Genomic DNA, 26042 nt, shown 5'->3' with positions numbered 1-26042 from the left:
TTCGACACTCCTTGCACAGGTGCCGTTGCAGACTGCGCGTTACATTCCGCTCATCACATCCTGAACACGCCGAAGCGCGTCTCCTCGATCGGCGCATTCATCGCAGCGGACAGACCGAGGCCGAGCACGTCACGCGTTTGCGCCGGATCGATCACCCCGTCGTCCCACAGGCGCGCGCTCGCGTAATACGGGTGACCTTGATGTTCGTATTGCGCGCGGATCGGCTGCTTGAACGCCTCTTCTTCGGCGGCGCTCCATGCGCCGCCCTTGGCTTCGATGCCGTCGCGCTTCACCGTTGCGAGCACCGATGCCGCCTGCTCACCACCCATCACCGAAATGCGCGCGTTCGGCCACATCCACAGAAAACGCGGCGAATACGCGCGGCCACACATCCCGTAATTGCCCGCGCCGAACGAGCCACCGATGATCACCGTGAACTTCGGCACCTTCGCCGTGGCGACGGCAGTCACCATCTTCGCGCCGTTGCGGGCAATCCCTTCGTTCTCGTACTTGCGGCCCACCATAAAGCCTGTGATGTTCTGCAGAAACACGAGCGGGATCTTGCGCTGGCAGCAGAGCTCGATGAAATGCGTGCCCTTTAGCGCCGACTCGGAAAAGAGAATGCCATTGTTCGCGACAATGCCGACCGGATGTCCCCAGATGTGCGCGAAGCCGGTAACGAGCGTCGTACCGTAGCGAGCCTTGAATTCGTCGAAAGCGGAATCGTCGACGATGCGCGCGATCACTTCGCGGATATCGAACGGCTTGCGCGTGTCGACCGGAATCACACCGTAGAGGCTTGCCGGGTCGTAACGCGGCGGCTTCGGCTCTTGCAGTGCAAGTGGTACATCCTTGCGCCGGTTCAGGTTCGCGACGATGCTGCGCGCAATCGCAAGCGCATGCGCGTCGTTTTGCGCGAGGTGATCCGCGACGCCCGATAGTCGCGTATGGACATCGCCGCCGCCGAGATCTTCCGCGCTGACTTCTTCGCCGGTTGCGGCTTTCACAAGCGGCGGACCGCCGAGGAAAATCGTGCCCTGGTTCTTCACGATAATCGACTCATCGCTCATCGCAGGCACATACGCACCGCCGGCGGTACACGACCCCATCACGACGGCGATCTGCGGAATACCCGCGGCGGACAGGTTCGCCTGGTTATAGAAGATCCGTCCGAAGTGATCCCGATCGGGAAACACATCATCCTGATTCGGCAGATTCGCGCCGCCGGAATCGACCAGATACACACACGGCAGGCGATTTTCCGCCGCGATCTCCTGCGCACGCACGTGCTTCTTGACCGTAACCGGGTAGTAGGTGCCGCCCTTAACCGTCGCATCGTTGCAGACGATCACGCATTCCTGTCCGGCGACACGCCCGATGCCCGTGATTACACCGGCGCCCGGTGCATCGTCGCTGTACATGCCGAACGCGGCGAGTTGCGACAGCTCAAGAAACGGCGTGCCGGGGTCGAGCAACTGTGCGAGACGCTCGCGTGGCAGAAGCTTGCCGCGCGATATGTGCTTGTCGCGCGCGGCCTCGCCACCGCCGAGTGCGAGCTTTGCGATCTTGTCGCGCAGATCGGCGACGAGCGCTTCGAGCGCAGCTGCGTTCGCGCGGAAATCGTCTGAGCGCGGGTTCAATTTCGTTTCGATGACCGGCATTGCGTGCCCTCTCCTCGTGCTCCGATGTACAACCCAGCTGCCGATGATGCTGTTGCGAAACTAGCGTTACATCGTTTCCGCAAACAGTTCGCGGCCGATCAGCATGCGGCGGATTTCGCTCGTGCCCGCGCCGATCTCATACAGCTTTGCGTCGCGCCACAAGCGGCCGACCGGATATTCGTTGATATACCCGTTACCGCCGAGAATCTGGATCGCCTCGCCCGCCATCCACGTGGCCTTCTCCGCGGTGTAGAGAATTACGCCCGCGCAATCCTTGCGAACCTGGCGTACGTGGTCCTTGCCGAGTGTGTCGAGACTGCGGCCGACCGCGTACAGATATGCACGGCAGGCCTGATACGTCGTGTAAAGATCGGCAACCTTGGCCTGGATCAGCTGGAACTCACCGATCGGCTGGCCAAACTGCTTGCGGTCGTGAATATATGGAACGACCGAATCCATCACCGCCGCCATAATGCCGGTCGGTCCGCCCGCCAGAACCGCGCGCTCGTAATCGAGCCCACTCATCAGCACCTTGACGCCGCCGTTCAGTTCGCCGAGCACGTTTTCTTCCGGCACCTCGACGTCCTGGAGCACCAGCTCGCCCGTATGCGAGCCGCGCATACCGAGCTTGTCGAGCTTCTGCGCAACCGAAAAACCGGGCATGCCTTTTTCGACGATGAACGCGGTGATACCGCGCGAGCCCGCTTCGATATCCGTCTTCGCATAGACGACCAACGTATCGCAATCGGGACCGTTGGTAATCCACATCTTGGTACCGTTCAGCACATAGCGGTCACCCTTTTTCCGCGCGCGCAACTTCATGCTGACTACGTCCGAACCCGCATTCGATTCGCTCATCGCGAGCGCGCCGACGTGTTCGCCCGACACGAGCTTCGGCAAAAACTTGCGCTTCTGCGTTTCAGTGCCGTTGCGATGAATCTGGTTTACGCAAAGATTCGAGTGTGCGCCGTACGACAGGCCGACCGACGCCGACGCGCGAGAGATTTCTTCCATCGCGACCATATGCGCGGTATAACCCATATTCGCGCCGCCGTACTCTTCGGCTACGGTCATACCGAGCACGCCGAGATTGCCGAACTTGCGCCACAGGTCCATCGGAAATTGATCGGTCCGATCGATCTCGCCGGCGCGCGGCGCGATCTCTTTCGCCGCAAAGTTCGAAATGCTGTCGCGCAGCATTTCGATTTCTTCGCCAAGCGGGAACTGCAGTCCGGGCAGGGTGCTCATTCGTTTCTCCCAGGGTCCTGCCGGATGCTCAACGCGTATGCCGCACCGCAGTAACCGGCGATTTTTGAGCAAGGCTCAGGATTACGACGACCATGTCAGGCAGGACTTCGCACTGAACGTCGCTACACTGCGCATTTCACGCCAGATTTACGTAAGCGTCAATAGGTATTTCTGAGCGAAGCTCATAAATCAGAATACGCAACGGAACCTTACCTGTCATGCTAGTATCGAACCGAGCCGGGGCCATCCGGCACTGAAATCTGAACTGGGCTCATATGATGCGCGTAACAAGGGACGAGGCGCCTGCATCACGAAGGCAGCCGGCGGGACGCAAATCGCAGCAACGCGTGAAGGAAATTCTCGAAGCCGGCCGCGATGTGTTCGCCGAAAAAGGATACGAGCGCGCGACCACCGCCGAGATCGCGCATCGGCTCGGCATATCCGAAGCTACCGTCTTCAGCTATTTCCGCGGCAAGCGTGAACTGTGTGCGCGCGTCATTGGGGACTGGTACGACGAAATTATCGAAGCCATCGAGTCGGGCCTGCCGCGCGACGGCGGCGTTCGTCAGCAGTTCGCGTTTATCGTCCGTACCCATTTGCGGCTGATGCTCGTCAACGGCACAGGACTCTGTTCACTCGTGCTTTCCGAAGGGCGCACGCAACAGCATGAACTGGGCGAGGCGCTCACGGGCCTGCATCGGCGGTATACCGCACCGTTAATGCGCGTGCTCGCTCAAGGGCAGGCTAGCGGGCAGGTGCGCGCGGACATGCCGCTTCGGTTGTTGCGTTCGCTCGTGTTCGGGCCGATGGAGCACGTGCTGTGGGAAGCGACGCTCGCCAATCGCCGCACCGATATCGATGCGACTGCGGATCGGCTGATCGATGTGCTGTGGTCCGCGTTACAGCCGCCCGACATCGCACGCGCGGCACTGGCGCAATTCCGCAATGAAGTGTGCGAAGCGGCGAGCCGGCTCGAGCAGGCCGAGACCGCACAGCGCGAAGCGCAACCGGTGCGCGATACGCGCCGTTCTCGCAAGGAGAACGGACCGGGCAGCGCGTAGGGTCGCACCGCGTTCGATGGTCGACCTGTCGCGAACGCGCATCAGAGCAAACATTTTATGCCGCGGTGTGACCGCAATGCGGCATCTGTTAGTCATGGCCTGCTCCCAGGCGACGGAATCGGTGTCGAAGCGATGCCCGAAGGCGTGCGTGTGCTGACGTGACGCGATTGCCGCACGGCTTGCGTATGGGATGATGCACCGCCACCTAGCGCAGCCGGATCAGCGTCGACTTGAGTTCCGTGTATTTTTCGAGCGCATGCAGTGATTTATCGCGGCCATTGCCCGATTGCTTGTAGCCGCCAAACGGAAAATTCATATCGCCACCTTCCTCGTAGCAATTCACCCACACCGTTCCCGCGCGCAAGCGGCGCGCAACGTCGTGTGCGGTGCTCAGATTCGCGGTCCATACGGCGGCGGCAAGACCATAGTCGCTGTCGTTGGCGAGCCGCACTGCTTCGTCAACTGTGTCGAATGTCATGACGGACAGTACCGGACCGAATATTTCTTCTCGCGCAATCCTTGCGTCGGGGGTCGCGACCTCGAAGACGGTTGGCTCGATATAGTAACCACCGCTTTCGCGCAGCATCTGCGCGCCGCCATGTAGCAGCTTCGCTTCGGTGCGACCAGCTTCGATGTAATCGAGCACGCGCGCAAGTTGCGCGCCGTCGACGATCGCGCCCATCGATGTCGCCGGGTCCAGCGGATTGCCCGGTCTATAGCCGCGCGCCGCGACGACAAGCTTATCGATCAATTCGTCCTTGATTGCACGATGCACCAGCAAGCGTGAACCGGCGCTACACATCTCTCCCATGTTGTAGAAGATCGCGCCAGCTGCGCTACGCGCTGCGCGCTCAAGATCCGGACAATCCGCCAATACGATGTTTGGCGACTTGCCACCGAGTTCAAGCCATACGCGCTTCAGATTCGACTGCCCCGCGTATTGCATGATCATCTTGCCCACCTTCGTCGAACCCGTGAACGTCACGCAATCGACATCACGATGCAGCGCGAGCAGTCTGCCGGTTTCACCCACGCCGGGCAGCACGTTGAACACGCCCGCCGGTATGCCGGCCTCGTGCGCGAGCTGAGCGATGCGAAGTGCAGTGAGCGGCGATTTCTCCGACGGCTTTAACACGACGCTGTTGCCCGCCGCGAGCGCCGGTGCGAATTTCCACGATGCCATCAGCAACGGAAAATTCCATGGCACGATTGCGGCGACGACGCCGACCGGTTCACGCGTCACAAGACCGATAACGTGCTGATCGGCCGGCACGACTTCGCCGCTCACCTTGTCGATCGCCTCCGCAAACCATTCAATGCAGTAGATCGCGCCGGGCACATCTACTGTCGTGGTATCCGCAATCGGTTTGCCGACATCGAGTGTTTCAAGCAGCGCCAGTTCTTCCTGATGCTGGCGCATCAGAGTAGCCCAGCGCAGTAGTATCGCTTTACGCTCGCGCGGATTGAGCCCCGACCAACTACCGGCATCGAATGCACGGCGCGCCGCCTGCACCGCCAGTTCGACCTCGGGCGCTCGACAATCAACGACTTTCGTCAGCAATCCACCATCAGTCGGACTGCGGCAATCGAAACTGGCCGACGTCGATGCAGATCGATACTCGCCATCGATAAACGCGCGGCCTTCGATCGAAAGCGTCACCGCTTTGTGTTGCCAATAAGCCAGTGTCTTCTGTTTCATCGGCATGCCTCGGTCGATTGAGCTTCACATTCTTGAAGTTTGCGTGACACAAACGGGTAATGTATGAACAACTCGCAACGGATTCAAACATTCTAGCCAGACCGTTTCCATGCATCGCAGCGGAGAAACCATGTAGCCCATTGTGCATATCTGTCGAGCAGAACGAATAAAGAAATTGACACGATTACTGGCTCGTATATCCTGAATATGTACGCTCATTCCTTTCAACATCGCCCAGTCGGGTGTCATCGTGAAAGTCAGAGGCCCTTTGGTAAGGTGGAACCGTAGTCAGCCCGCGAGGTGTCTTCGCACTGACTGCATCAACGCCGACAGCAACAACGGCATCTACACGACGCTCGCGTTGCGCCGCTTCCTGTCCGTCTTCACCATTCTTTCCTGCCGTTCGGTCAGACGTCACAACGTCGTCTACGCACGCGCTTTCGTCGCCACTCACTCAGACGGCGTCGCTTCGTTGTTGCCCTAGCGCCTCTGTTCGCGTCTTTTTCCCTGTTATCTCCCCAGTTCTTGTGACCGGTGCACGTGTTCGCGCGGCGCGTCGGCGTCTATGCGCGCGTCCGGGCATCGCGTGGCCGGCACCTGCATGCGTCCTTCGATGCCTGACGTTTGTGCGTCGACGTGCAGCGAGACGCTCCGCTGGTCTGTTTACAACGCGTGGCGCGATGCGCTGACGGCGATCAATCTGTGCAGCGTTATTGACGCAAGTCGTTGCGTTCCCAAACATCCGTTGCGGTTGAACATTAGTCATGCAAACAAAACCAATAGTCGGCGTAAGCGCTGATAGAACCCTGATCGGCGCGCATCCGTCGCATGTGGCCGGCGAGAAGTATCTGACTGCGGTGGTCGACGGCGCGCAAGCGCTCGCCGTTGTGCTGCCTGCGCTCGGCTACCGGCAGCTGGCCACCGACATTATTGGCGCGATCGATGGATTGCTTTTCACAGGCAGCTATTCGAATGTCGAGCCGCATCGCTATAACGGTCCGCCAAGCGAAGCGGGCACGCTGCATGACGCCGCGCGCGATGCGACCACGTTGCCGTTGTTGCGCGCTGCGGTCGACGCGGGTGTTCCAGTACTTGCGATTTGCCGCGGTTTTCAGGAAATGAATGTCGTGTTCGGCGGAACGCTGCATCAGAACGTACATACCGTTCACGGCTACGACGATCACCGGGAAAGCAAGGACGATGATCTCGACACCCAATACGGGCCGTCCCATCTGTTGCAGGTGGTGAACGGCGGTCTGTTGTCGCGTCTCGCGTCAGATGCGCAGACGGTGCACGTGAACTCGTTGCACGCGCAAGGAATCGAGCGGCTTGGCGAAGGCCTGACCGTTGAAGCACGCGCGCCCGATGGTTTGATCGAAGCAGTCAGCGTCACCCGTGCACGCGCTTTTGCGTTGGGTGTGCAATGGCACCCCGAATGGAAATTTGCCGCCGATCCATTATCGCGCGCGATCTTTCGCGCGTTTGGTGACGCGTGCTGTGAACGAATGCGCATCAGAACCGGCACCGGCGTCGCGGATGCATCGTTTGTGAATCCATAAACCGGCTCATAAACCCACTTACCGCGTCGCGCAACAATACCGCGAGAACCATCATGGACGACATTGATGAATTTCTGAAGAAGCACCATATCACCGAAATCGAAGCGATTATTCCGGACATGGCCGGCATCGCGCGCGGCAAGATCATTCCGCGTAGCAAGTTCGAATCAGGCGAAGCGATGCGCTTGCCGCAAGCGGTCATGGTGCAAACCGTCACGGGAGACTATCCGTCCGACGGCAGTTTGACCGGGGTCACCGATCCCGACATGGTGTGCGTGCCGGACGCATCGACGATCCGCATCATTCCGTGGGCCGTCGACCCGACCGCGCAGGTCATTCACGATTGCGTGCATTTCGATGGCACGCCGGTTGAGATTTCACCACGCCGTGTGTTGCGCCGCGTGCTCGATCTTTATCAGGCAAAGGGCTGGAAGCCGGTCGTCGCGCCCGAGCTCGAGTTCTATCTGGTCGATATGAACAAGGACCCAGACCTGCCGTTACGGCCGCCCATCGGCCGCACGGGACGCGCGGAAACCGGCCGGCAAGCGTATTCGATCGAGGCGGTCAACGAGTTCGATCCGCTTTTCGAAGACATCTACGAGTATTGCGACGTGCAGGAACTCGAAGTCGATACGCTGATTCACGAAGTGGGCGCCGCGCAGATGGAGATCAACTTCCTGCATGGCGATCCCCTTAACCTCGCGGACCGCGTGTTTCTGTTCAAGCGTACGGTGCGCGAAGCGGCGCTACGTCATCAGATGTACGCGACCTTCATGGCAAAGCCGATGGAAGGCGAACCGGGTTCGGCCATGCATGTGCATCAAAGCCTTGTCGACATCCACTCCGGCGAGAACCTCTTCACCGGACGCGACGGCGAACCGACCGGGCTATTTCACAACTATCTTGCGGGCCTGCAGAAATACACGCCTGCGTTGATGCCGATTTTCGCGCCGTATATCAACTCGTATCGCAGGTTGTCGCGATTCATGGCCGCACCGATCAATGTGCAGTGGGGCTACGACAACCGCACGGTGGGTTTCCGCATTCCGCACTCCGGTCCCACCGCGCGACGGATCGAAAACCGCATTCCGGGCGTCGACTGCAATCCTTATCTGGCAATTGCCGGCACGCTTGCAGCCGGTTATCTCGGCATGACCCAACGTCTGAATCCGACCGAGCCGCTGTCGAGCGACGGTTACGAGATGCCTTATCAGCTACCGCGCAATCTCGAAGAGGGTCTTACGCTAATGGCCGCGTGCACGCCGCTTGCGGAAACGCTCGGCGAGCGATTCGTCAAAGCCTACCTGACGCTAAAGGAAACCGAATACGAAGCGTTCTTCCGCGTGATCAGTTCGTGGGAACGCAGGCATTTGCTGCTGCACGTGTAATGCGCAGCGCCATCCGTTTGACCTTGGAGGCACTATGAGCCTGACGACAGAAACAGCCGTCTTTGCGCCACCCGCACAAGCTGCCAACGCTCAGCAGCAGCGTGCCGAATCGTCGCGAAATGCGCGCAGCACAGCCGAGTATCGCGCGCTCGACGCCGCGCATCATATTCATCCTTTCTCCGATATGGGCACGCTGAACCGCAATGGCAGCCGCGTGATCGTAAAGGCGGAAGGCGTTTACCTATGGGATTCCGACGGCAACCGGATCATCGATGGCATGGCAGGATTGTGGTGCGTGAACGCCGGCTATGGGCGCAAGGAACTCGCGGATGCCGCTTACCGGCAGATGCACGACCTGTCGTTCTACAACACATTCTTCAAGACGACCCATCCGCCCGTTATCGAACTGTCTGCGTTACTGGCGGAACTCACGCCCGCGCCGTTCAATCACTTTTTCTATTGCAATAGCGGCTCGGAAAGCATCGACACGATGCTGCGCATCGCGCATCGATATTGGGCGACACAAGACAAAGCTTCGAAAAAGTATGTGATTTCGCGCAAGAACGGCTATCACGGGTCGACCATCGCGGGCGCCACGCTCGGCGGGATGGACTATATGCACGAGCAGATGCCTTCGCCGGTCCCGAACATTGTGCATATCGAGCAACCGTATTTTTTCGGCGAGGCTGCTGCCGATGTCACACCGGACGCATTCGGTCTCGAACGCGCGCGTCAGCTCGAAGCAAAAATTCTCGAACTGGGCGCCGAAAACGTCGCGGCGTTTATCGGTGAGCCGTTCCAGGGAGCGGGTGGCGTGATCTTCCCGCCATCGAGTTATTGGCCGGAAATTCAGCGCATTTGCCGCCAATACGACGTGCTGCTGGTTGCCGACGAAGTGATCGGCGGCTTCGGCCGCACCGGCGAATGGTTCGCGCATCAGCATTTCGGCTTCGAGCCGGATCTGATCACACTCGCGAAGGGACTCACGAGCGGTTATGTGCCGATGGGCGCGGTCGGCATCCATGATCGCATCGCGAGCGCGCTGATCGAAAACGGCGAGTTCAATCATGGGATGACCTATTCCGGACATCCAGTTGCGGCCGCGGTGGCCATTGCCAATCTCACGCTGTTGCGTGACGAACAGATAGTCGAGCGTGTCAAACATGACACCGGACCTTACTTTCAGCGGTTATTGCGTGACACGTTCGACCATCATCCGATTGTCGGCGAAGTGGCTGGCACTGGACTGGTCGCGGGCTTGCAGCTTGCGCGCAATCCGCGCACGCGTCAGCGCTTTGAAAACGGTGCGGAGGTGGGCACGATCTGCCGTGATTTCTGTTTCAACGGTCATCTGATCATGCGGGCGACCGGAGACAGAATGCTGTTGTCGCCACCGCTTGTTATCACAAAGAGTGAAATTGATGAGATTGTTGAGAAGGCTGAGCGGGCGATTGATGCGACGGCGCAGCAGTTAGAGGTTTGCTGATCTGCGACGGTGCACGGGCTGAGACCGACGGCCCATTTCATTGAAGTGAATGCCCGGGTTTACGGAATCGGGCGTCAGCCGCCCCTTGGGTGTGCTCGCGTATCGCGATGGCACTTCCACAGGCAACAAGTAATCTCCTTAAAAAATGGCTCACCGCGATATAACCCGCACGACGACCCGCAATAAAATGCAAACGCCGTTAGAATCTTGATCCGCGTCCGGGTGCCGCCCGATTCCTGACAACCATCGATCGCACTAATGTCCACCGCTCTCAACCGACGCGCCGACGAACTCATCCGCGACTCGTACTACGAAGCCACCACCGCACGCCCGTCCGCGGACGACCCGCGCCTCGAAGGCACGCATAACGCGGACGTTTGCGTGATTGGCGCGGGCTTTTCCGGTTTATCCGTTGCACTGGAATGCCGTGCACGTGGCTTATCGGTGATCGTGCTCGACGCGCACCGTCCCGGTTGGGGCGCGTCAGGCCGCAACGGCGGACAGATGCTGGTCGGCTTTGCCAAAGATGAAGTGCTCGAGCAGCAGCTCGGCACGGACGGCGCGCGTGCCGCCTGGGCGCTGTCGGTCGATGGTGTCGCGCTCGTGCGCGAGCGGATCGAGCGTTATGGAATCGATTGCGATCTTACGCATGGCTATCTGACCGTCGCGACAAAGGAAAAGCGCATTGCCGACCTGCGCGCATGGATGGACGCTGCGTCCAGACGCTGGGGCTATCCGCACCTTCAATGGGTCGATCGCGATTCGATCCGCAAGCGCATTGCGTCCGATCGCTATCTTGCCGGCGTGTTCGACCCATTGTCCGGGCACCTGAATCCGCTCAAGTATTGCCTCGGCCTCGCTCAAGCGACGCGCAACGAAGGCGCACGACTATTCGCGCATTCGCCGGTCATCGAAGTGGTACGCGGCGCGCAACCCGTTGTGCGCACAACGGCCGGTACCGTGCACTGCCGCTTTGTCGCCGCTTGTGGAAACGCGACACTCGGCGACGTACTGCCTGCCGCAATCGCCGCGCGCATCGCCCCTATTGCATCGTATATCGTCGCGACGGAGCCACTCGGAGAAGCCCACGCGGATGCGCTCATCGCCGGCCGTGCGGCGGTATGCGATAACAATTTCTTCCTTGATTACTTTCGCGTATCGGCCGACCACCGCGTGCTGTTCGGTGGCCGGGCGACTTCGACGGGCGCGGCACCGGCGCGGCTGACCGAAGCGATCCGCACGCGGATGACCGATGTATTCCCGCAACTGGCCGACGCGCGCGTCGAGTATGCATGGGGCGGATTCGTCGACGTCACGCGCAATCGCGCGCCGGATTTTGGCGCGATCGATCGAAACTATTTCTATGCGCAAGGTTTTTCCGGGCATGGTGTCGCGTTGACCGGCGTCGCCGGGCGCGTGATCGCGCAGGCCATCGCTGGCGACCGCGCCGCACTCGATCTGTTCGCGAGAATCGGGCATGCGCGCTTTCCGGGAGGCCCGGCCTTGCGTGGTCCCGCGCTTGAACTCGGCATGCTGTATCACCGGGTTCGCGAGTTGTTTTAGGCGACGCTTCAGGTCCGCCGTCGTTGCACGCTTGTCGTTTCCGAGGTTGCCAGCGTGGTTGTGCCAGGCACCCATCGCCGCTGTAACGCTGGGACTGAATCTCGCATACGGGCCCATTAAGACGTGATACGCCCGATCACTTCGAGGATCGCGCGGAGATCGGCCGAGCGCCTCGCGTCCGACGCTACGATCGTCGCCTTAAAGTGCGATACCGGCATGAAGTACCAGAAGACTTTCGCACAAGGTCTCGATCATTGAGCGGACCCTCGCGTCACCCCGCGCGCGAAGACCCACCCGTCATCTATTTATCGTCACACTCATTCAAGCCGGCACAGCCGTGCAGTCGACGGATGGCGCCGGCTGACAAATGGCTACCTGATTGCCGATATCGACGTAACCGACCCTGCCCTGTTCGAAGAGTACACACGGGAAGTGCCCGCGACTGAAACGCGCTATGGCGGGCGGTATTTAGGCCGAGGTGGTCTGACCAAAGTCCTTGAAGGCGATTGGCATCGCATTCGACTGGTCATCCTCGAATTCCCCGATATGAATTCGCTGATTGCATGGTATGAATCACCGGAGTACGCCCCTCTTAAGGCGATCCGTGAACGCAGTGCGACATCAACCATCGTCGCACTGGAAGGCGTCGCATCCCATTAAGTGGGCGTATCGTGATGCGTCTTGACAGCCCTATTGCCGCTCACCAGACTTAGCTGATTAAGCGTCTAACCAAGCGTCGTACCCACAATCCAGCCGATAAGAGCCGCTCAATGAAGAACTTACAGAAAGCTTTGCATCCCAAAGTGTTTGGAACGCTGCTGGCAGTCGCATTGTCTACGACGGTATTTGCCGCAGGCCCGAAGGTGGTGAGCGGACCAGGCGCCAATCCGGATTGTTTCAAACCGCAAGCTGCGGACACCAAGTTCTTTCAGTGGCCCGCGAAGCAGGGTCCCTACCGGATCGCGCTGGTCAACGGGTTTATCGCCAATGACTGGCGCGTCCAGATGATCCGCGTCGCCAAGGCCTATGTCGCGCAGCCTGCGGTGCAGAAAGACATCAAGGAATTCAAGGTCGTCTCCGTCGGCCAGGACATCGCCGCGCAGATCGCTGCCGCCAATAATTTCATCGATCAGGGTTTCGACGCGATCATCATCGACGCGAATAGCTCCGCGGCCTTCAAGGGCGTCGTGCACAAGGCCAATGAAAAGGGCGTGGTCGTCGTGTCGTTCGACAACGTGATCGACAGCCCGGACCAGATCTCGGTCAACGTGAACCAGCTCGGCCTGGGTGAAATCGCCGCCAACTTCCTGCTGAAAGAAGGCAAGAAGACCGGCGACCTGACCTTCCTGCACGTGCGCGGTCCGTCCGGCCAGCCGGTGGACCTCGCACGCGATAAGGGATTTCACGGAGTGCTCGACAAGTCGGGACGCAAGGTCAAGGTGGTCGACGTGATCGGTAACTGGGCGCCCGGCGATGCGCAAAAAGCCACCGCGGACGCGATCGCCGCCGGCGGCGTCTTCGACGGCATCTATGTGCAAGGTGGATCGCAGGGCACGGTGCAAGCGATGCTCGATGCGAACAAATTCAAGGCGCCGATTTCCGGCGAAACGGAAAACGCCTTTCGGATGCTTTGCAACAAAGCCAGCCTGACCTGTCAGTCTGGCGGCACCGGCCCGGCGCAGAGCGCGGTGGCGATCAAGACCGCAATTTCAGCGCTGCAGGGCAAGACGATGCCGCAAAGCATTGCACTGCCCACTTCAATTGACTACTCGCCGTTCACGCCCGGCAAGAACGTATTCCCGGACCTGCCCGGCAGCTTCTTCGCCGGCAACGACTTCCCGAGCTGCAACATCGGCTTTTCGGCTCAGGAAATCGCGAAGCAGAGCAGCCAGAACAACTGAACTGCATCGCGCCGCAACGAACCTCACAACGTGATCGTTGCGGCGGGCATGACGGAGACGCAAGGACGATGAGCGACGCAACGCAGGGTCCACTGCTGCGGGTAGAGGGTATTTCGAAGCAATATGGGGGCGTCCGGGCGCTGCAGGACGTGCAGTTCTCCTGCCGCGCGGGCTCGATCCACGCGCTGCTCGGCGAGAACGGCGCGGGCAAGTCCACCTTCATCAAGATCCTTTCCGGCGTGGTACAGCCTGATCGCGGCCGCATCTATCTCGACGGTGCGCCGGTCAGCTTCGCTACGCCCGGCGCCGCGGCGGACGCCGGCATCTCATGCATCTTTCAGGAGCTTTCGCTGCTGCCGGATCTCACCGTCGCCGACAATATTGGCATCACGCATCCGCCGCGCCGGTTCGGACTGATCGACACGGTAGCGCAGCGGCGCAAAGCGGAGGAGATGCTCGCGCGAGTCGGCGGCGAGGACATTCATCCTGCCGCTCCGGTATCGAGCCTGCCGCTGTCGCGCCAGCAGATGGTGGAAATTGCCAAGGCGCTCGCGCGCAAGCCGAAGGTGCTGATCCTCGATGAGGCGACCTCGGCGTTGACGGCCACCGACGTCGCCAAAGTCCTGGCCCTTCTGAAGCGACTCCGCTCGGAGGGCATGGCGATCATCTACATCTCTCACCGGATGCATGAGATCGCCGAACTGGCCGACGAATGCACCGTGTTCCGCAACGGACGCTACATCGAGACCTTCGCCGCAGGCACGAGATCGGATGATGCGATCGTCGAGATGATGATCGGCCGCGAATATGCGAGCGCCTTCCCTCCGCTAGGTGGCACCCAACGCGAGGGGAAACCCGCGCTCGCGGTTCGCCATCTTTCGTGGGCCGGAGAGTTGAAGGATGTGTCGCTCGACGTGCATGCCGGCGAGGTGGTCGGCCTTGGCGGGCTCGACGGCCAGGGACAGCGGCAGTTCCTGCTTGCGCTCTTTGGCGTGCTGATCGGCGTGGACGGCGAGATTGAAGTCGGCGGCAAGCCGGTGAAGATCGCGAGCCCCCGTCACGCGAAGTCGCGCGAGCTCGGCCTTGCGCTGATTCCGGAGGATCGCAAGAATGAAGGATTGATGCTGCCGATGACGGTGCGCGAGAATCTGTCGTTCGCCGCACTCGATGCAGTAAGCCAATTCGGCCGGATTGACCAGAAAGCCGAAGTCGAGATGATCGATGCGGTGGTGCGTCAGCTGGCCATCAAGTCGGACGGCCTCGACGGCCCCGTGGCCGCGCTTTCCGGCGGCAACCAGCAGAAGGTGGTGATCGGCAAATGGCTGATGACGAAGCCGCGCATTGTGCTGCTGAACGATCCGACACGCGGGATCGACGTCGGCACCAAGCAGGAAATCTATCAGCTGCTGCGACGGCTCGCCGAACAAGGGACCGCTGTGCTGTTCTATTCGACCGACTACGACGAACTGATCGGTTGCTGCGACCGCGTCGCCATCTTCTACGACGGCACGATCAGTCAAATGCTGGAAGGCGCGGACCTCACCGAGCACAACCTCGTCGGCGCCGCGCTGAACCTGACCTCGGCCGCGCGCTAACGCGACTTGACCGTCATCCGAACCACCACCCCACGAGCACGACTCGAATGCCACGTAACCGGATAAACGCCGAACGAGGGAAATCATGACGGGCAGAACGCGCAAAGGCAATTGGCGCTACTGGTTCGCGGCGCAGCGCGGCGCGCTGGTCGCGATGGTGATCTTCGCTGTCATGTTCGGCGTCTATGGAGCGGCCCAGTCGATCGGCCTGACCTCCGATATCGTCAATACGGCGGCTAACAAAGGGGCGCTGCTGGCGCTCGTTGCGATGGCGCAGACGCTGCCGGTGCTGACCGGCGGACTCGATCTTTCGGTCGGCATGATCTTCATGCTGGCCAACTGCCTCGCATCGACCATCGTGGTCGGCAGTCCGGCGATGACCGCGCTCGGCATCGTCGGCGTGCTTGCCGCGGGTTTGGTGTGCGGCCTGGTGAACGGGTTGATCGTCGTGTACGGCCGCTTGCAGCCGCTGATCGCGACGCTTGCGACCAGCGCGATCTATTTCGGCGTCGCGCTCGCGCTGCGTCCTCAGCCGGGCGGCGACATCAACGGCGACTTCGCCGATCTGATGACGCGCTCGACGTTTGGCGTGCCCTCCTCCCTGCTGCTGATCATCGCCGCGATTGTGTTCGTCTGGCTGCCCTACCGGAACTCCATGCTTGGCCGGGCCGCTTACGCGGTCGGTTCATCGGAACAGGCCGCTTACATGTCCGGTGTGCCGATCGCGCGGGTCAAACTTTCGGCCTATACGCTCGCCGGGTTCTTCGCCGCGCTAGGCGGATTGCTGCTGACGTGCATCACTTTTTCCGGCGAAGCGCGCGCGGCGCTCGGTGGCGACTACACGCTGAATTCGATCGCCGCGCTGGTGATCGGCGGCACATCGCTGTTCGGCGGCTCGGGCGGCGTGGTCGGCTCCGTGTTCGGGGCCTTTGTGATGCGTACGGTGGGCGATCTGCTCGTCGTGTTCAATATCAATCCGGTGCTGCAGCCTCTATTTGTCGGCGTTGTCCTGCTCTTCGCGGTCAGCCTCGGCTCGCTTCGCCTGCTGCGCGTTCGTAACAAGCTGGATCTCTTCCGCTAACCGGTAAAAACCCGCCATGCTTCGTTCGTTGCCCAAGATCGACACCGCGACGCTGATCGCGTTCGGCTGCATTGTGCTGCTACTCCTGCTCGGCGCCGCGGCCAAACCGGGCTTTCTGTCCGTCGACTATCTCGCGCAGCAACTGCAGGTTGCCGCGTTCCTCGGCACGATTGCGACCGGCGAGATGATCGTGATCCTGCTTGGCCAGATCGACCTGTCGATCCCGTGGACGATCGCGATCGGCGGCATGATGGCCACCGGCGCATCGGGCATTCTCGGCCCCACGCTTGGCGGACCGCTCGCCGTCCCTTTCGGGATCTTCTGCGGTGTGCTGGTCGGCCTCGTGAACGGCCTGGGCGTTGCCTATTTACGCGCGCCTTCGATGATCTTCACGCTCGGCATGAATGCAGTCGCGCAAGGCCTGATGGTGTATCACACCGGCGGCTTCGCGCCGCAGGACCGAGCCACCGGGTTGATGATCTCACTCGCGAGCGGCCAGTTGATTCCAGGCGTTTCAAATCCGCTGCTCGTCTGGATCGTGATCGGCGCGTTCACCGTCTATATGCTGAGGAGCACGCGGCTCGGGCGTGAAATCTATGCGATCGGCAATCGCGAGCGCGCGGTGTTTCTGTCCGGTGTCGACAGCCGACGCGTGACGCTGATTGCCTTTGCGCTGTCTGGCGCATGCGCCGCGGCCGGCGGCGTGCTGCTTGCCGGCTGGGCGAATCGCTCGTATCAGGCGATGGGCGACCCCTATCTGTTGCCGACGATCGCGGCGATCGTGCTGGGCGGCACCAATGTGCTCGGCGGCCGCGGGACTTATCTGGGGACCGTCGCGGGCGTGATCCTGATTACGCTTTTGCAGTCGATCCTGTCCGTGTTGCAGCCGCAGGACTACTTTGCGGAAATCGGCATCAGACTCCCGGCCGATGTATTCCGTCAGGTGGTGTTCGGTCTGGTGATCATCGTGATGATGATGCTGTATGGTCGCGAGCGCGTGGTCCGGTAGCACCAACTCGCTGACAGGCTCGCGATAGTGCAGCGGGCGCGAGTCGCGACGCGGCTTTTTTCCTGGCCGCGAAGCCGCTTTGCCGGAAGCGGAATATTGACTATCTTTGTCTCACCATCGTGCTCGGCCGCATGAGGGAGGCAATCATGAAAGCATTTGACGTTGCGGGTCTGCTCTTCGTCATCGGATGCGTGACGCTCACGCCAGGCGTGCATGCGCAAACCGCCAACGCGATGCCGATGGCGTCAAGTCCGGCTGCAAATTCAGGTAAAGCGACACCAACAGACAAACAATTGGCTCGCGATGTGCGCAAGGCGTTATCGAAAGCGCCCAACTTCAACGTGTCGAACGTATTCGTCAAGGCGCGCGCGGGTGTCATAACCTTATCGGGCAGCGTGTCGGACGGCCATCAGATCCAGCAGGCTTCGGAAGTGACGATGGGCGTGCCGGGTGTGACGTCGGTGAGCAACCACTTGACGATATATACGAAAGGTTACTGACGCTTGCCGGTGGTGCCGCAAGCACTCAGCGTCCCATGCGCCGATCGTAGCTGCGTGAGATGCGCTCCAACAGGGTGGAATCGCGCGAGCTTGAATTGAATTGCACGACTACGGAGCCATCGGCTTGCCGGCTCACGTTCGCCGTCACGGTGCTGCCGCGCAGTTCGCCAACGATTGTGCCGCTGGCCGGATCCCGCACGGTGATCGTCAGACCCTGATCGGCCATTGCGCCGGACGCGGCGGAAAACGACCGGTCGAAGCTGGCCGGTGTCATCACGACGGTAGCCGGAGCCGGTTCCGCATAGTATGGACATCCGGTTAACGGCAGCAAGGAAGCACAGATCACAACGAACAGAACCCACCTGCATGACCGGTTACCCTGCTGGTTCATCGCAGCATCGACACGCAAGCGCCGCGCGCGCGAATCCGCTCGAGGTCCGCGTCTTCGACGAGCTGGTGTGATGGTGCTCATTTGTGTCGACTCTCGCTGGAATACTTTATCGCCAACCTGCTAAACCGGTGCTCTCCAGTCAAACGTATCCATACCTACGCACTTGTGTTCGAGCGCCGCATTTACGAAGACGGTTCAGAATCCTGCTGACTGAGTGTCCTTTATCCCCGGCAACGCCGGATGCAACTGCGCGGACGTAGGCTCGGTGTCTCCTGAACTGGAGGCCGGAGCGGGCGCAATCGTCGTGGGCGAGGTCGGCGCTAACGAAGCGCCGACAAGAAATCCAGACGACGTCAGGAAAATTGCGGCTAATAACACGAATCCCATGGAGTGCCTCATCGTCGTGAGTAACGCGTGCGGACGTTCGTGCAGCCCCTCGTCCTCTGCGGTGTTCGTGACCTCGTCGTCGCCAATCATTGCGCGGCAGCAGGAACGTCATCGAATGACAAACGCTTCCGAATTCAGCGCGCCAATGCGCGCTGATGGCAGCTGGCATTTGCGCTATCTACGAAAGCGCTTTTTGATCGATCCGCCGCTGACCAATGAAATCAGCGGCCTTAAACCAGCACGCCTGCGCTATAGGGTAGAAGCCGACATAAGCGTGGGCAATTGGACCAAGGTCTCATGCAGCGCTTGATAAGCCGGTATGTATGGGATTTGAATGCGCTGGCCGCGTGCGCATTTAATTCAGCATGTCTGCAAACACATGAAGTCACAAATAGCTGCTCTTGCGGCGAGCCATCGAAACGACTGTACGACGCACCGACTCGAAAAACGAAAAGGCGCGCACCTGGCACAGCGCTTCGATACGGCATCATTTGTGCACGCTGAGCAAATTCTTTCGGATGTGTCCGCGTTGTAGACCACGCAAAGCATGCACGGCGGGTGCATGGGTTTGGAAACTCATTCCTCACGGACATCCGTGGTACCTACTCGCGCCGAGCGCCCTGGTACTGGTCGGTGGCATTGCGCTTTTGTTGCTCCATGTTTCGCGCCGGAGCGACTGGAATGGCGCAAGCGCGCTTACGCCGCCTCCACAGACCTAGCCGATACTGCCGCGCTGCCTCGCGGCCTTAGACCGTGCAATGTTCTTCGAAACAGCACTCTTGAATGCCCTGCTCACACGTTCTAGCGTAGGCGAAATGAGCTGCATCAGCTTATCGCTGAGTAATCCAAGGACGAAACCGATGGCCAACGCTCCCGGAGCGCTGCCTGAAATTTCAAGCGCTGTACCGCCTAGCTGAAGCGTTATCCACTTGTTCTGCACGACAAACGCGACCCCTAAGACCATGACGAGCGAAATCATAAAATCGATTTCATGATGTGTTGCCTTCGTCATTGCGGTTCGATAGACAGACAGATCTTCTATGTCGATCCGATGCCACATCAGCGCCGCGGTTGCTCCGGAGGCTGTACCAAGAAGCAGTATCCAGTTGCCTAGCGATGCGAGCTGAAACGTCGAAACGATCGACAAGGCAAGGCCAACCAGAAGCATCAGCAACATGCATGTCAAACGCAATTTTATGGATTTCAGAAGATGAGGCCGTATTTGATCGTTTGCCCAATTAACCAGGTCATCGTCGAGCTGGTCTAGCCGTTTTCGCGCATCTCTTGCGATGGGCTCGCAAACGAGGCCGCCAAAAACGATCTTTCGGAGTCGACCGATGAAGTCGCGGTATTGTTCGTCGTCTTTGACGAAATCAACACACCAGGAGTAAGTTGTGCGCGCGTCCTCGGAAAGACGATACTGCCCGGCGGGCGGGTCCATTGACGGATCTTTCGGAAACCAGTCGAAATCCGTGCCAGCTTCGCCCTCCTGCTGGTCTTCTATATAGAAGAAACCGTTCTCTATCGATGGTCGTTCAACCGGGGTTCCACCTTCTCCGCTGGCCTTTTTTCGCGTCGCCATGACGTGCTCAAGGAATATCGCGACCGCAAGATTGGCACTTTTTGACTCCTCCGCCCATACCAACGGGCTTTCCTCTCGCCAGGACTTGAGCTAATTCTTCTTTTACGCTTGCAAGATCCGTCGCCCCCGGTATCTTTTCAAGAAAATTTGATAGGTCATTTAATTCGAGAAGAAGCTGTCTATCGAAAGTCCCGCGATTCCCTTCGGAGCCGAGCGGGGAATCCGAACCTTCCAGTCGACTACGCCAGGTTTCCAGATAAGGAAGTAACATGTACGAGCCTCCGCGTTAATCAATCAATTTCAATCGTCTCGCTTCGTCCCGAAGTCTTTTATTTCTTAACGGTGCGACGATGGGGAAGCAGTATTTGATGTGATTTAAGGCTAGAGTCCGTCGGCAGATTGTCAAGCCACCTTGGTTCGTTGTCGCACACAGTGCGGAACGGAATATCGGACTTTGTCTAATGGTTCGCCGACGGCGACGTTAGCGGTTAGTCCACCACGGCTCAACATCATCGCCGTGTGCACACCGCGAGTCTGCGACTGCACTTTCGTGCGATCTTCATGTCGTTCTTATATGCACGTAAATGCAATGCAAGTCATGCCGCGACCTATCGCGACGGGCGGCCAAAGAGCATGAGGTCGGCGAGACAGACCGCGACCAGCGTCACACCCATCATTGGAAACACCACGCCAAGGATGACAAGGCCGATCTTCCATCCACGCATCGGCACGGCGGCGCGCTCGCGCGACGGTGCGCCAAGCGTGCCGCCAGGCCTTCGTTTCCACCACATCACACAGCCGGTGACCGCAAGTGTTGCCAGCCCGAACGAAAGGGCCGCGCAGACCAACTGATTTGCAACGCCGAAATAGCGGCCCATATGTAGCGACGTGCCGTAAGAGACCGCTTTTGACACTGCGCCATAGTCGCTGTAGCGAATGTCTTTCAGCACGGCGCCGCTGTACTGATCGATGGATAACGTGCGTTCGAGCTTCGGATCAGCCGGAAAATACGACACCGTATACACGCCGCTCGGCGAAACCGGCAATGCAATGTCGTAGCCATCGGACAAGCCGAGCGCGCTCACCTGCGAAACGATCTGGTCCAGCGTCAACGTGTTGGGACCCGCGTCCCGCGACTCCGGCACGCGTGTCGCGCCGACCGCCCAGGGCACTTGCCGCAGCGGCAGATCGTCCATCGTCATGCCCGGCATCGCATCCATACCCGACTCGCGCGGCCGATGCGCTTCATGCATCGGCTGCACGGGCACCACATCGCTAAATCCATCCGCACGTTGCGGCGCCTTCGCGCCCGGCAGTGTCGAACGCAGCGGCAGTCCGCCCGATGAACTCCGCGGCGAACCTAGTCCGACGCTTGTCGCAACGGACTTGAACTGTTTTCCCCACGAGCCGGTCCATGGCAAACCCGAGATGACGAACGCGAGCGCGCCCGCCGCGAGCCAGATACCGAGCGCCGCATGCACGCTCTTCCATAATGGCCGGCCGCGTAGCGAAAACCGCGGCACAAGCGCAGCGCGCAGCGTCGCCCCCGCACGCGGCCACCAAAGCGCGACACCCGTGCCGATCATCACAAGCGTCCAGCACGCGACCAGCTCCATCAGAAGTTCGCCGGGCTTTCCCAGCAACAGTTTGCGGTGAATCATCCGGTCGACCTGCATGAAGCGGTTATCGACACTCAACGTGCCGAGTACGGCGCCGTCATACGGATTGACGTACACGCTTTGCCTGTCGCCATCCGGCAGGCGGAAAATAAACTCCGCGCTGCGATCCGCGCGAACGGAAACACGTGCGGTCAGCGCGACCGAACCCACGGGCAGCGCACGGCGCGCATTGGCGAGCAGTGTGGCTTCAGCAAGACGCGGTGTTGCGCGCGGCTCGACCACGAACCGGTGCGGATACAGCAAAGGCTCGATCTGCGGCTGGAAACAGTACAGCGTGCCGGTGATCGCCAGCACGACGAGAAACGGCATCACGAACAGTCCGGCATAGAAATGCCAGCGCCATAGCGTGCGATACCCGCGACTCGCTGGATGCATAGCAGCGATCGCCGGGCGTGGGTCGGTTGCAGCAGTGGACATTCGTCGCCTCCGAAGTGCGTGTTGCGCTTTACCGTCTGCCGGCCGGGTTTATTTGCGGCCGGTGCGGCGCGTCGCTTAAAGGTCGTATCTCAGTTCCGCGTAAAACGTCCGTTGCGGAAACGGATGGAACAGGAAGTACTTGCGGTTGTTCAGATTGTCGACGCCGAGCGCCGCGCCCCAGTGCTTGTCCAACTGCAAGTGAACTCGTGCGTCCATCACGAAGTAACTCTGGAAGCCTTGAAACGTCGCCGGATTGATATCGCTGTTATCGACCGTCGAAAACATCCTCGAGCTGTAGCGTCCAGCGAGCGTGAAGGCCCAAAGGCTGTCCGGACGGTAAGTCACCGCGAGCGTCGCGCGCCACGTCGGCACGTTCGGTACCTGCTTGCCGACCGCGGTACTGCCGGTGGTCGACACAAAGCCGTCGTCCTCGAGAATGCGCGCATCGACGTAGGTCACGTTACCGGACAGCGTGAGCCCGCTGATCAGCACGTTGTCCTGCGAGCCGGCGATCTCGACGCCGGTTTCCCTCGTCTTGCCGACGTTCTGCGTGAACGATACCGGCGTCGGAAAGCCGGGCACGGTCGCCGTCTGCGAGATCAGCGCATTGGACACGTATTCGTCGAACACCGACAGCCGCATCCTGCCGTCACTCACGTCGCGTTCGAGCGCAAGTTCTCCGGACAGCACGCTTTCAGGCTTCAGGAACGGATTGGCTTGCACGAACGTCGTGCCGGTCTGAACGGTCTGGTACAGCTCGCCGACAGTTGGAAAGCGCAACGCCTTGCCGAACGAACCGGTGATCGACCATATGTCGGTCAGGTCCCAACGCAGCGATGCCTTCGGCGAAAAGCCGTTGCGGCTCAGGCTTGGCTGGTTGACCGCGACGCCGACGCCATTGCTGCCGGTCGCGAAGTTAAAGCCGTTATACGCGCGCCACATTTCGTAGCGGCCACCGAGGGTCGCTTGCAGCGAAGGCGCGATGCGCCAGACATCCTGCGCCCACAGCGCGAAGGTCTGCGTGTTGCCGAGCGAGTTGCTGAAGAGCGACCCGTCTTCGCCCTGGGACGCCCAGTTGGTCGTGTTGAAGGTCTGACTCACGAGTTTGAACTGGTCGAAGTGCCCGCCGAAGCTCACGATGTTTGCGCCGGCGATGCCTTGCGGCCGCCACGTGCCCTTCAGGTCGACCGTGGTCCAGCCGGTGCCGCCCATGTCGGTCGTGCGGCCGGGACCACCGGCCAGCGCAGTGGGATACACGCCCGTCGACAACCCGCTCAGATCCTGCAGATAGTAGAAGTTGCTGACGATCAGCTGCCAGTCAAACGGCCCTTGCGTGTGGCTGTCGACGGTCAGGCTTTGCATCAGATGTTGCTGATCGACATTGTTCGCGGTGAACTGTCCGGCGATGGTCGATGCGCTATACGCGAATCCGCCGATGTTCACGCTGCCGCTGGTTGCGCCGAAGAATGGTGTGCCATTCGCGGTCTGCAGGTACGTCTGTGCGCGCGCCTTCTGATTGTTCTGCCAGTAGCCCAGCGCGTAGGTCGCGCTGAGCGTCGGCGTGAAGTCGTAGGCGACCTTCAGCGACGCATTGTCCTGAATGGTATGGATGAAGTTGCTGGCGCCGATCACCTGGATCGGTTGTCCCGTGCGGTTGCGATCGGCAATTGCGCCGGTCACGACGGGCAGGTTCGCCGCGGCCGGTGTCGTCGATTGCGCGACCTCGGCAATCGTGATCGGCTGGCTGAAGCTATCAAGGTGGCTTGCGGAGACAAACCACGACAGCTTGCCGAGCTTGTCGCCGAGCGTCGCGCTGTATTGCTGCGACGGCTCGCTCTCATGCGTGTCGTAGAGGCCGAAGTGCTGGATCGCACCCTGCACGTCGACGCTGGCCTCGAATTTCGTCGGCATGCGCGTCGTGATCTCGGTCACCGCGCCATATGAATTGCCCGGAAACTGCGCGGCAAACGGCCCATACAGCACATCGACGCGCTCGATCTGACCCGGCGAGACCATGAACCATTGCGGCGAGCCGTTCTGGTTGTTGTTGTTGATCAGCGTGCTGAGCAGCACGCCATCCGCATAGATCAGGCTGCGCGCGCTCGCGTTGATGCCGGTGGTGCGTGTCGACATCGGCGCCTGCGTGTCGCCGATATAACGCTTGCGCACCAGCACATCAGGAAGATACTTCAGCGCGTCGGACGAGTCCGTCGCATTGATCGTTTCACCGATCTGCTTCGCAGTGATGCTTTCCGTGGTTTGCGGAAGCTGGTTCTTTTCGGCGAAGGAGCGCGCGCCGGTGACCTGCACCGCTGGCAACGCATGGGTGTTCCCGGTCGTTTCGCTTGCCGGCGCTGCGCTCGATGTGTCGTTGCCGGATGCAGGCGGAGACGGGAACGCCGGTGTATCGCCGGCCGCAACGGCCAGTCCGTGGGTCAGGCCCACTGTGGTGAACAGAAGCAGTGCACGTGCGAATGCGCGCGGCACGACGCATACCGTGCCCACAAGGCGCGGAATGGACATGTGAAATTTCCCCTCAAAGCAAGGCTGGCCGCATGCCTCGAACGAAGGCGCGGCTATACGTCACGATGCGCCGTCAAGGCGTCGCGATTCTTTTACAGACTCGGGATGAGGACGACAGGAGGGGCGCGTGGACGACCGGATGGGAACGCACCGAGCGGCGTGAAACGGATGGAGAGCACAGGCGCCGCCGCGAGCGCGACACAGACGATGAGCACCGGCAGCAGTGGAGGCACAGTCGGCACCGCGACGTGACCCGCGAGGAAGTCGCAGTAGCCACATGCGGCAAGCGAATCACCGTTCATCGGCTGGACGGTATTGCCGCCGGGCTGGTACGCCGAGCAGATCGCGGTACCAGGCTCGTCGGCATGCGCCGAGATCACCAGTTGACTGACCAGCGGTACGAACGCGACCAGACACATGGCGAAAATGCCAAGCCATGCTGTCAGCCGTTTGCGTGCGCGAAAGGTCATGGTGCCGGGAGGAGATAATCGGCGGCGAGTTTAACACGTAGGCCCATGACACACAGTGGCCGATGCACAGCCGAAGCCGTTTCGGATCGGCCGCCCGCGCCTCCAAAGAGCCTTGAACGAGGGCTTGCGGCGATCGCGTCAGACTACCGATAGTTCACGAAATTGATGATGTCGTTCAGAAACCACGGCAGTATCAATTGCGTATCGGGATAACTGGTCCCCACGCTGAGCCTGGGCGGCCTGGACGCTGGGCCATTGTGCGTCGCTCCGTCGGGATTGTGCAGAAGATAAGTATCCGTGCCGGCCGAAGCTGACCGCGCAGTCTGCTGGCTTGCGGACTCGGTCGATCCTGTCGACGCAGTCGATGCACAACCGCCCGTGAATACAACGAAGGCCACTGCGACGCAAAACGATCGGATGATCGTGGCGCTCATTGAAGGTGTGCCCCACTGCGCCGCGACGATGTCACAGCATCAGACCGCACGCTCGGTTGCGGTGCTTCCGAATACTTCGCTAGCCACGCAAATAACTCATTCGCCGGCATCGCCTTGGCGAAATACCACCCTTGCGCATACTGCACGCCTTTCTCCGTCAGATAGGTGACCTGCGACGCGGACTCCACGCCTGCAGCCACGTTTGGGTTCCGTATCGTTCGATAACAAAGAGGCGACAGTCGGCGGAAACGCTCGCTTCGGGTGCCCGCGATCGGACACATCACGTCGAAGGATAGTATCTGGCGCGAGGTTTTCAATTGATCCGGCAATTTCCACGCCGGAGCCTGAATCGCGCGACAATACACCGTCGCGTCGTCAATAACGGATTTCGCATACTCGCCCGCCTAT

Annotated in this window: 21 protein-coding genes; 12 read left to right on the top strand and 9 right to left on the bottom strand. The window is 60.3% G+C overall.

Annotation, left to right across the window (positions count from 1 at the left end; translation table 11 throughout):
* Positions 1-53: 53 nt before the first annotated feature.
* The gene (locus tag BX592_RS03645; RefSeq protein ID WP_134190276.1) at positions 54-1661 is read right to left on the bottom strand and encodes a carboxyl transferase domain-containing protein; all 1608 of its coding nucleotides are present in this window, start codon (positions 1659-1661) and stop codon (positions 54-56) included.
* A gap of 66 nt (positions 1662-1727) precedes the next feature.
* The gene (locus tag BX592_RS03640) at positions 1728-2909 is read right to left on the bottom strand and encodes an isovaleryl-CoA dehydrogenase (RefSeq protein ID WP_134190275.1); all 1182 of its coding nucleotides are present in this window, start codon (positions 2907-2909) and stop codon (positions 1728-1730) included.
* Between the two features lie 275 nt (positions 2910-3184).
* Here BX592_RS03640 and BX592_RS03635 point away from each other — a divergent pair, with 275 nt between their 5' ends.
* Positions 3185-3970, top strand: coding sequence for a TetR/AcrR family transcriptional regulator (locus BX592_RS03635; protein ID WP_134190274.1), 786 nt, complete (start codon positions 3185-3187; stop codon positions 3968-3970).
* 205 nt (positions 3971-4175) lie between these two features.
* Here the strand turns inward: BX592_RS03635 and BX592_RS03630 are convergent, their stop codons facing one another.
* Positions 4176-5669: an aldehyde dehydrogenase gene (locus BX592_RS03630; protein ID WP_134190273.1), complete on the bottom strand. Its 1494-nt coding sequence runs from the start codon at positions 5667-5669 to the stop codon at positions 4176-4178.
* A 764-nt stretch (positions 5670-6433) separates the two neighbouring features.
* On the opposite strand from BX592_RS03630, the gene BX592_RS03620 reads away from it, so the two are divergent.
* The 10 genes from BX592_RS03620 (at position 6434) to BX592_RS03570 (ending at position 17751) form a co-directional block, all read left to right on the top strand.
* Positions 6434-7228: a gamma-glutamyl-gamma-aminobutyrate hydrolase family protein gene (locus BX592_RS03620; RefSeq protein ID WP_134190272.1), complete on the top strand. Its 795-nt coding sequence runs from the start codon at positions 6434-6436 to the stop codon at positions 7226-7228.
* A 53-nt stretch (positions 7229-7281) separates the two neighbouring features.
* Positions 7282-8616 (top strand): glutamine synthetase family protein, encoded by a 1335-nt coding sequence (locus BX592_RS03615; protein WP_134190271.1) that lies wholly within the window; start codon positions 7282-7284, stop codon positions 8614-8616.
* A 34-nt stretch (positions 8617-8650) separates the two neighbouring features.
* The gene (locus BX592_RS03610) at positions 8651-10102 is read left to right on the top strand and encodes an aspartate aminotransferase family protein (protein WP_134190270.1); all 1452 of its coding nucleotides are present in this window, start codon (positions 8651-8653) and stop codon (positions 10100-10102) included.
* Between the two features lie 258 nt (positions 10103-10360).
* Positions 10361-11665, top strand: coding sequence for an NAD(P)/FAD-dependent oxidoreductase (locus tag BX592_RS03605; RefSeq protein WP_134190269.1), 1305 nt, complete (start codon positions 10361-10363; stop codon positions 11663-11665).
* A 303-nt stretch (positions 11666-11968) separates the two neighbouring features.
* Positions 11969-12325: a DUF1330 domain-containing protein gene (locus tag BX592_RS03595; protein WP_341803236.1), complete on the top strand. Its 357-nt coding sequence runs from the start codon at positions 11969-11971 to the stop codon at positions 12323-12325.
* Between the two features lie 110 nt (positions 12326-12435).
* The gene (locus BX592_RS03590; protein WP_134190268.1) at positions 12436-13566 is read left to right on the top strand and encodes a substrate-binding domain-containing protein; all 1131 of its coding nucleotides are present in this window, start codon (positions 12436-12438) and stop codon (positions 13564-13566) included.
* A gap of 68 nt (positions 13567-13634) precedes the next feature.
* Positions 13635-15161, top strand: a complete 1527-nt coding sequence (locus tag BX592_RS03585; RefSeq protein ID WP_134190267.1) for a sugar ABC transporter ATP-binding protein — start codon at positions 13635-13637, stop codon at positions 15159-15161.
* Between the two features lie 85 nt (positions 15162-15246).
* Positions 15247-16242, top strand: coding sequence for an ABC transporter permease (locus BX592_RS03580; RefSeq protein WP_134190266.1), 996 nt, complete (start codon positions 15247-15249; stop codon positions 16240-16242).
* 16 nt (positions 16243-16258) lie between these two features.
* Positions 16259-17251 (top strand): ABC transporter permease, encoded by a 993-nt coding sequence (locus BX592_RS03575; protein WP_134190265.1) that lies wholly within the window; start codon positions 16259-16261, stop codon positions 17249-17251.
* Positions 17252-17397: 146 nt separating this feature from the next.
* Positions 17398-17751: a BON domain-containing protein gene (locus BX592_RS03570; protein WP_134190264.1), complete on the top strand. Its 354-nt coding sequence runs from the start codon at positions 17398-17400 to the stop codon at positions 17749-17751.
* 25 nt (positions 17752-17776) lie between these two features.
* Here BX592_RS03570 and BX592_RS03565 read toward each other — a convergent pair whose 3' ends face one another.
* Entirely contained in the window at positions 17777-18025 is a 249-nt protein-coding gene (locus BX592_RS03565; RefSeq protein ID WP_341803183.1) for a hypothetical protein, read from the bottom strand.
* A gap of 382 nt (positions 18026-18407) precedes the next feature.
* On the opposite strand from BX592_RS03565, the gene BX592_RS03560 reads away from it, so the two are divergent.
* Entirely contained in the window at positions 18408-18839 is a 432-nt protein-coding gene (locus BX592_RS03560; RefSeq protein ID WP_134190263.1) for a hypothetical protein, read from the top strand.
* A 405-nt stretch (positions 18840-19244) separates the two neighbouring features.
* Here the strand turns inward: BX592_RS03560 and BX592_RS03555 are convergent, their stop codons facing one another.
* The 5 genes from BX592_RS03555 to BX592_RS03535 form a co-directional block, all read right to left on the bottom strand.
* Positions 19245-20111: a hypothetical protein gene (locus BX592_RS03555; protein WP_134190262.1), complete on the bottom strand. Its 867-nt coding sequence runs from the start codon at positions 20109-20111 to the stop codon at positions 19245-19247.
* Positions 20112-20118: 7 nt separating this feature from the next.
* Positions 20119-20382, bottom strand: coding sequence for a hypothetical protein (locus tag BX592_RS03550; RefSeq protein ID WP_134190261.1), 264 nt, complete (start codon positions 20380-20382; stop codon positions 20119-20121).
* Between the two features lie 337 nt (positions 20383-20719).
* Entirely contained in the window at positions 20720-22207 is a 1488-nt protein-coding gene (locus BX592_RS03545; RefSeq protein WP_134190260.1) for a PepSY-associated TM helix domain-containing protein, read from the bottom strand.
* A gap of 75 nt (positions 22208-22282) precedes the next feature.
* On the bottom strand, positions 22283-24730 hold the full coding sequence (locus BX592_RS03540) for a TonB-dependent receptor (RefSeq protein ID WP_134190259.1): 2448 nt from the start codon (positions 24728-24730) through the stop codon (positions 22283-22285).
* A gap of 92 nt (positions 24731-24822) precedes the next feature.
* A complete protein-coding gene (locus tag BX592_RS03535; protein ID WP_134190258.1) occupies positions 24823-25200 on the bottom strand; it encodes a DUF2946 domain-containing protein in 378 nt (125 codons plus the stop codon).
* Positions 25201-26042: the final 842 nt, after the last annotated feature.

Source organism: Paraburkholderia rhizosphaerae, from assembly GCF_004366595.1.
Taxonomy (GTDB): domain Bacteria; phylum Pseudomonadota; class Gammaproteobacteria; order Burkholderiales; family Burkholderiaceae; genus Paraburkholderia; species Paraburkholderia rhizosphaerae.
The sequence above is the reverse complement of the archived record's forward strand: the minus strand, read 5'-3'. Positions and strand labels throughout refer to the sequence as shown.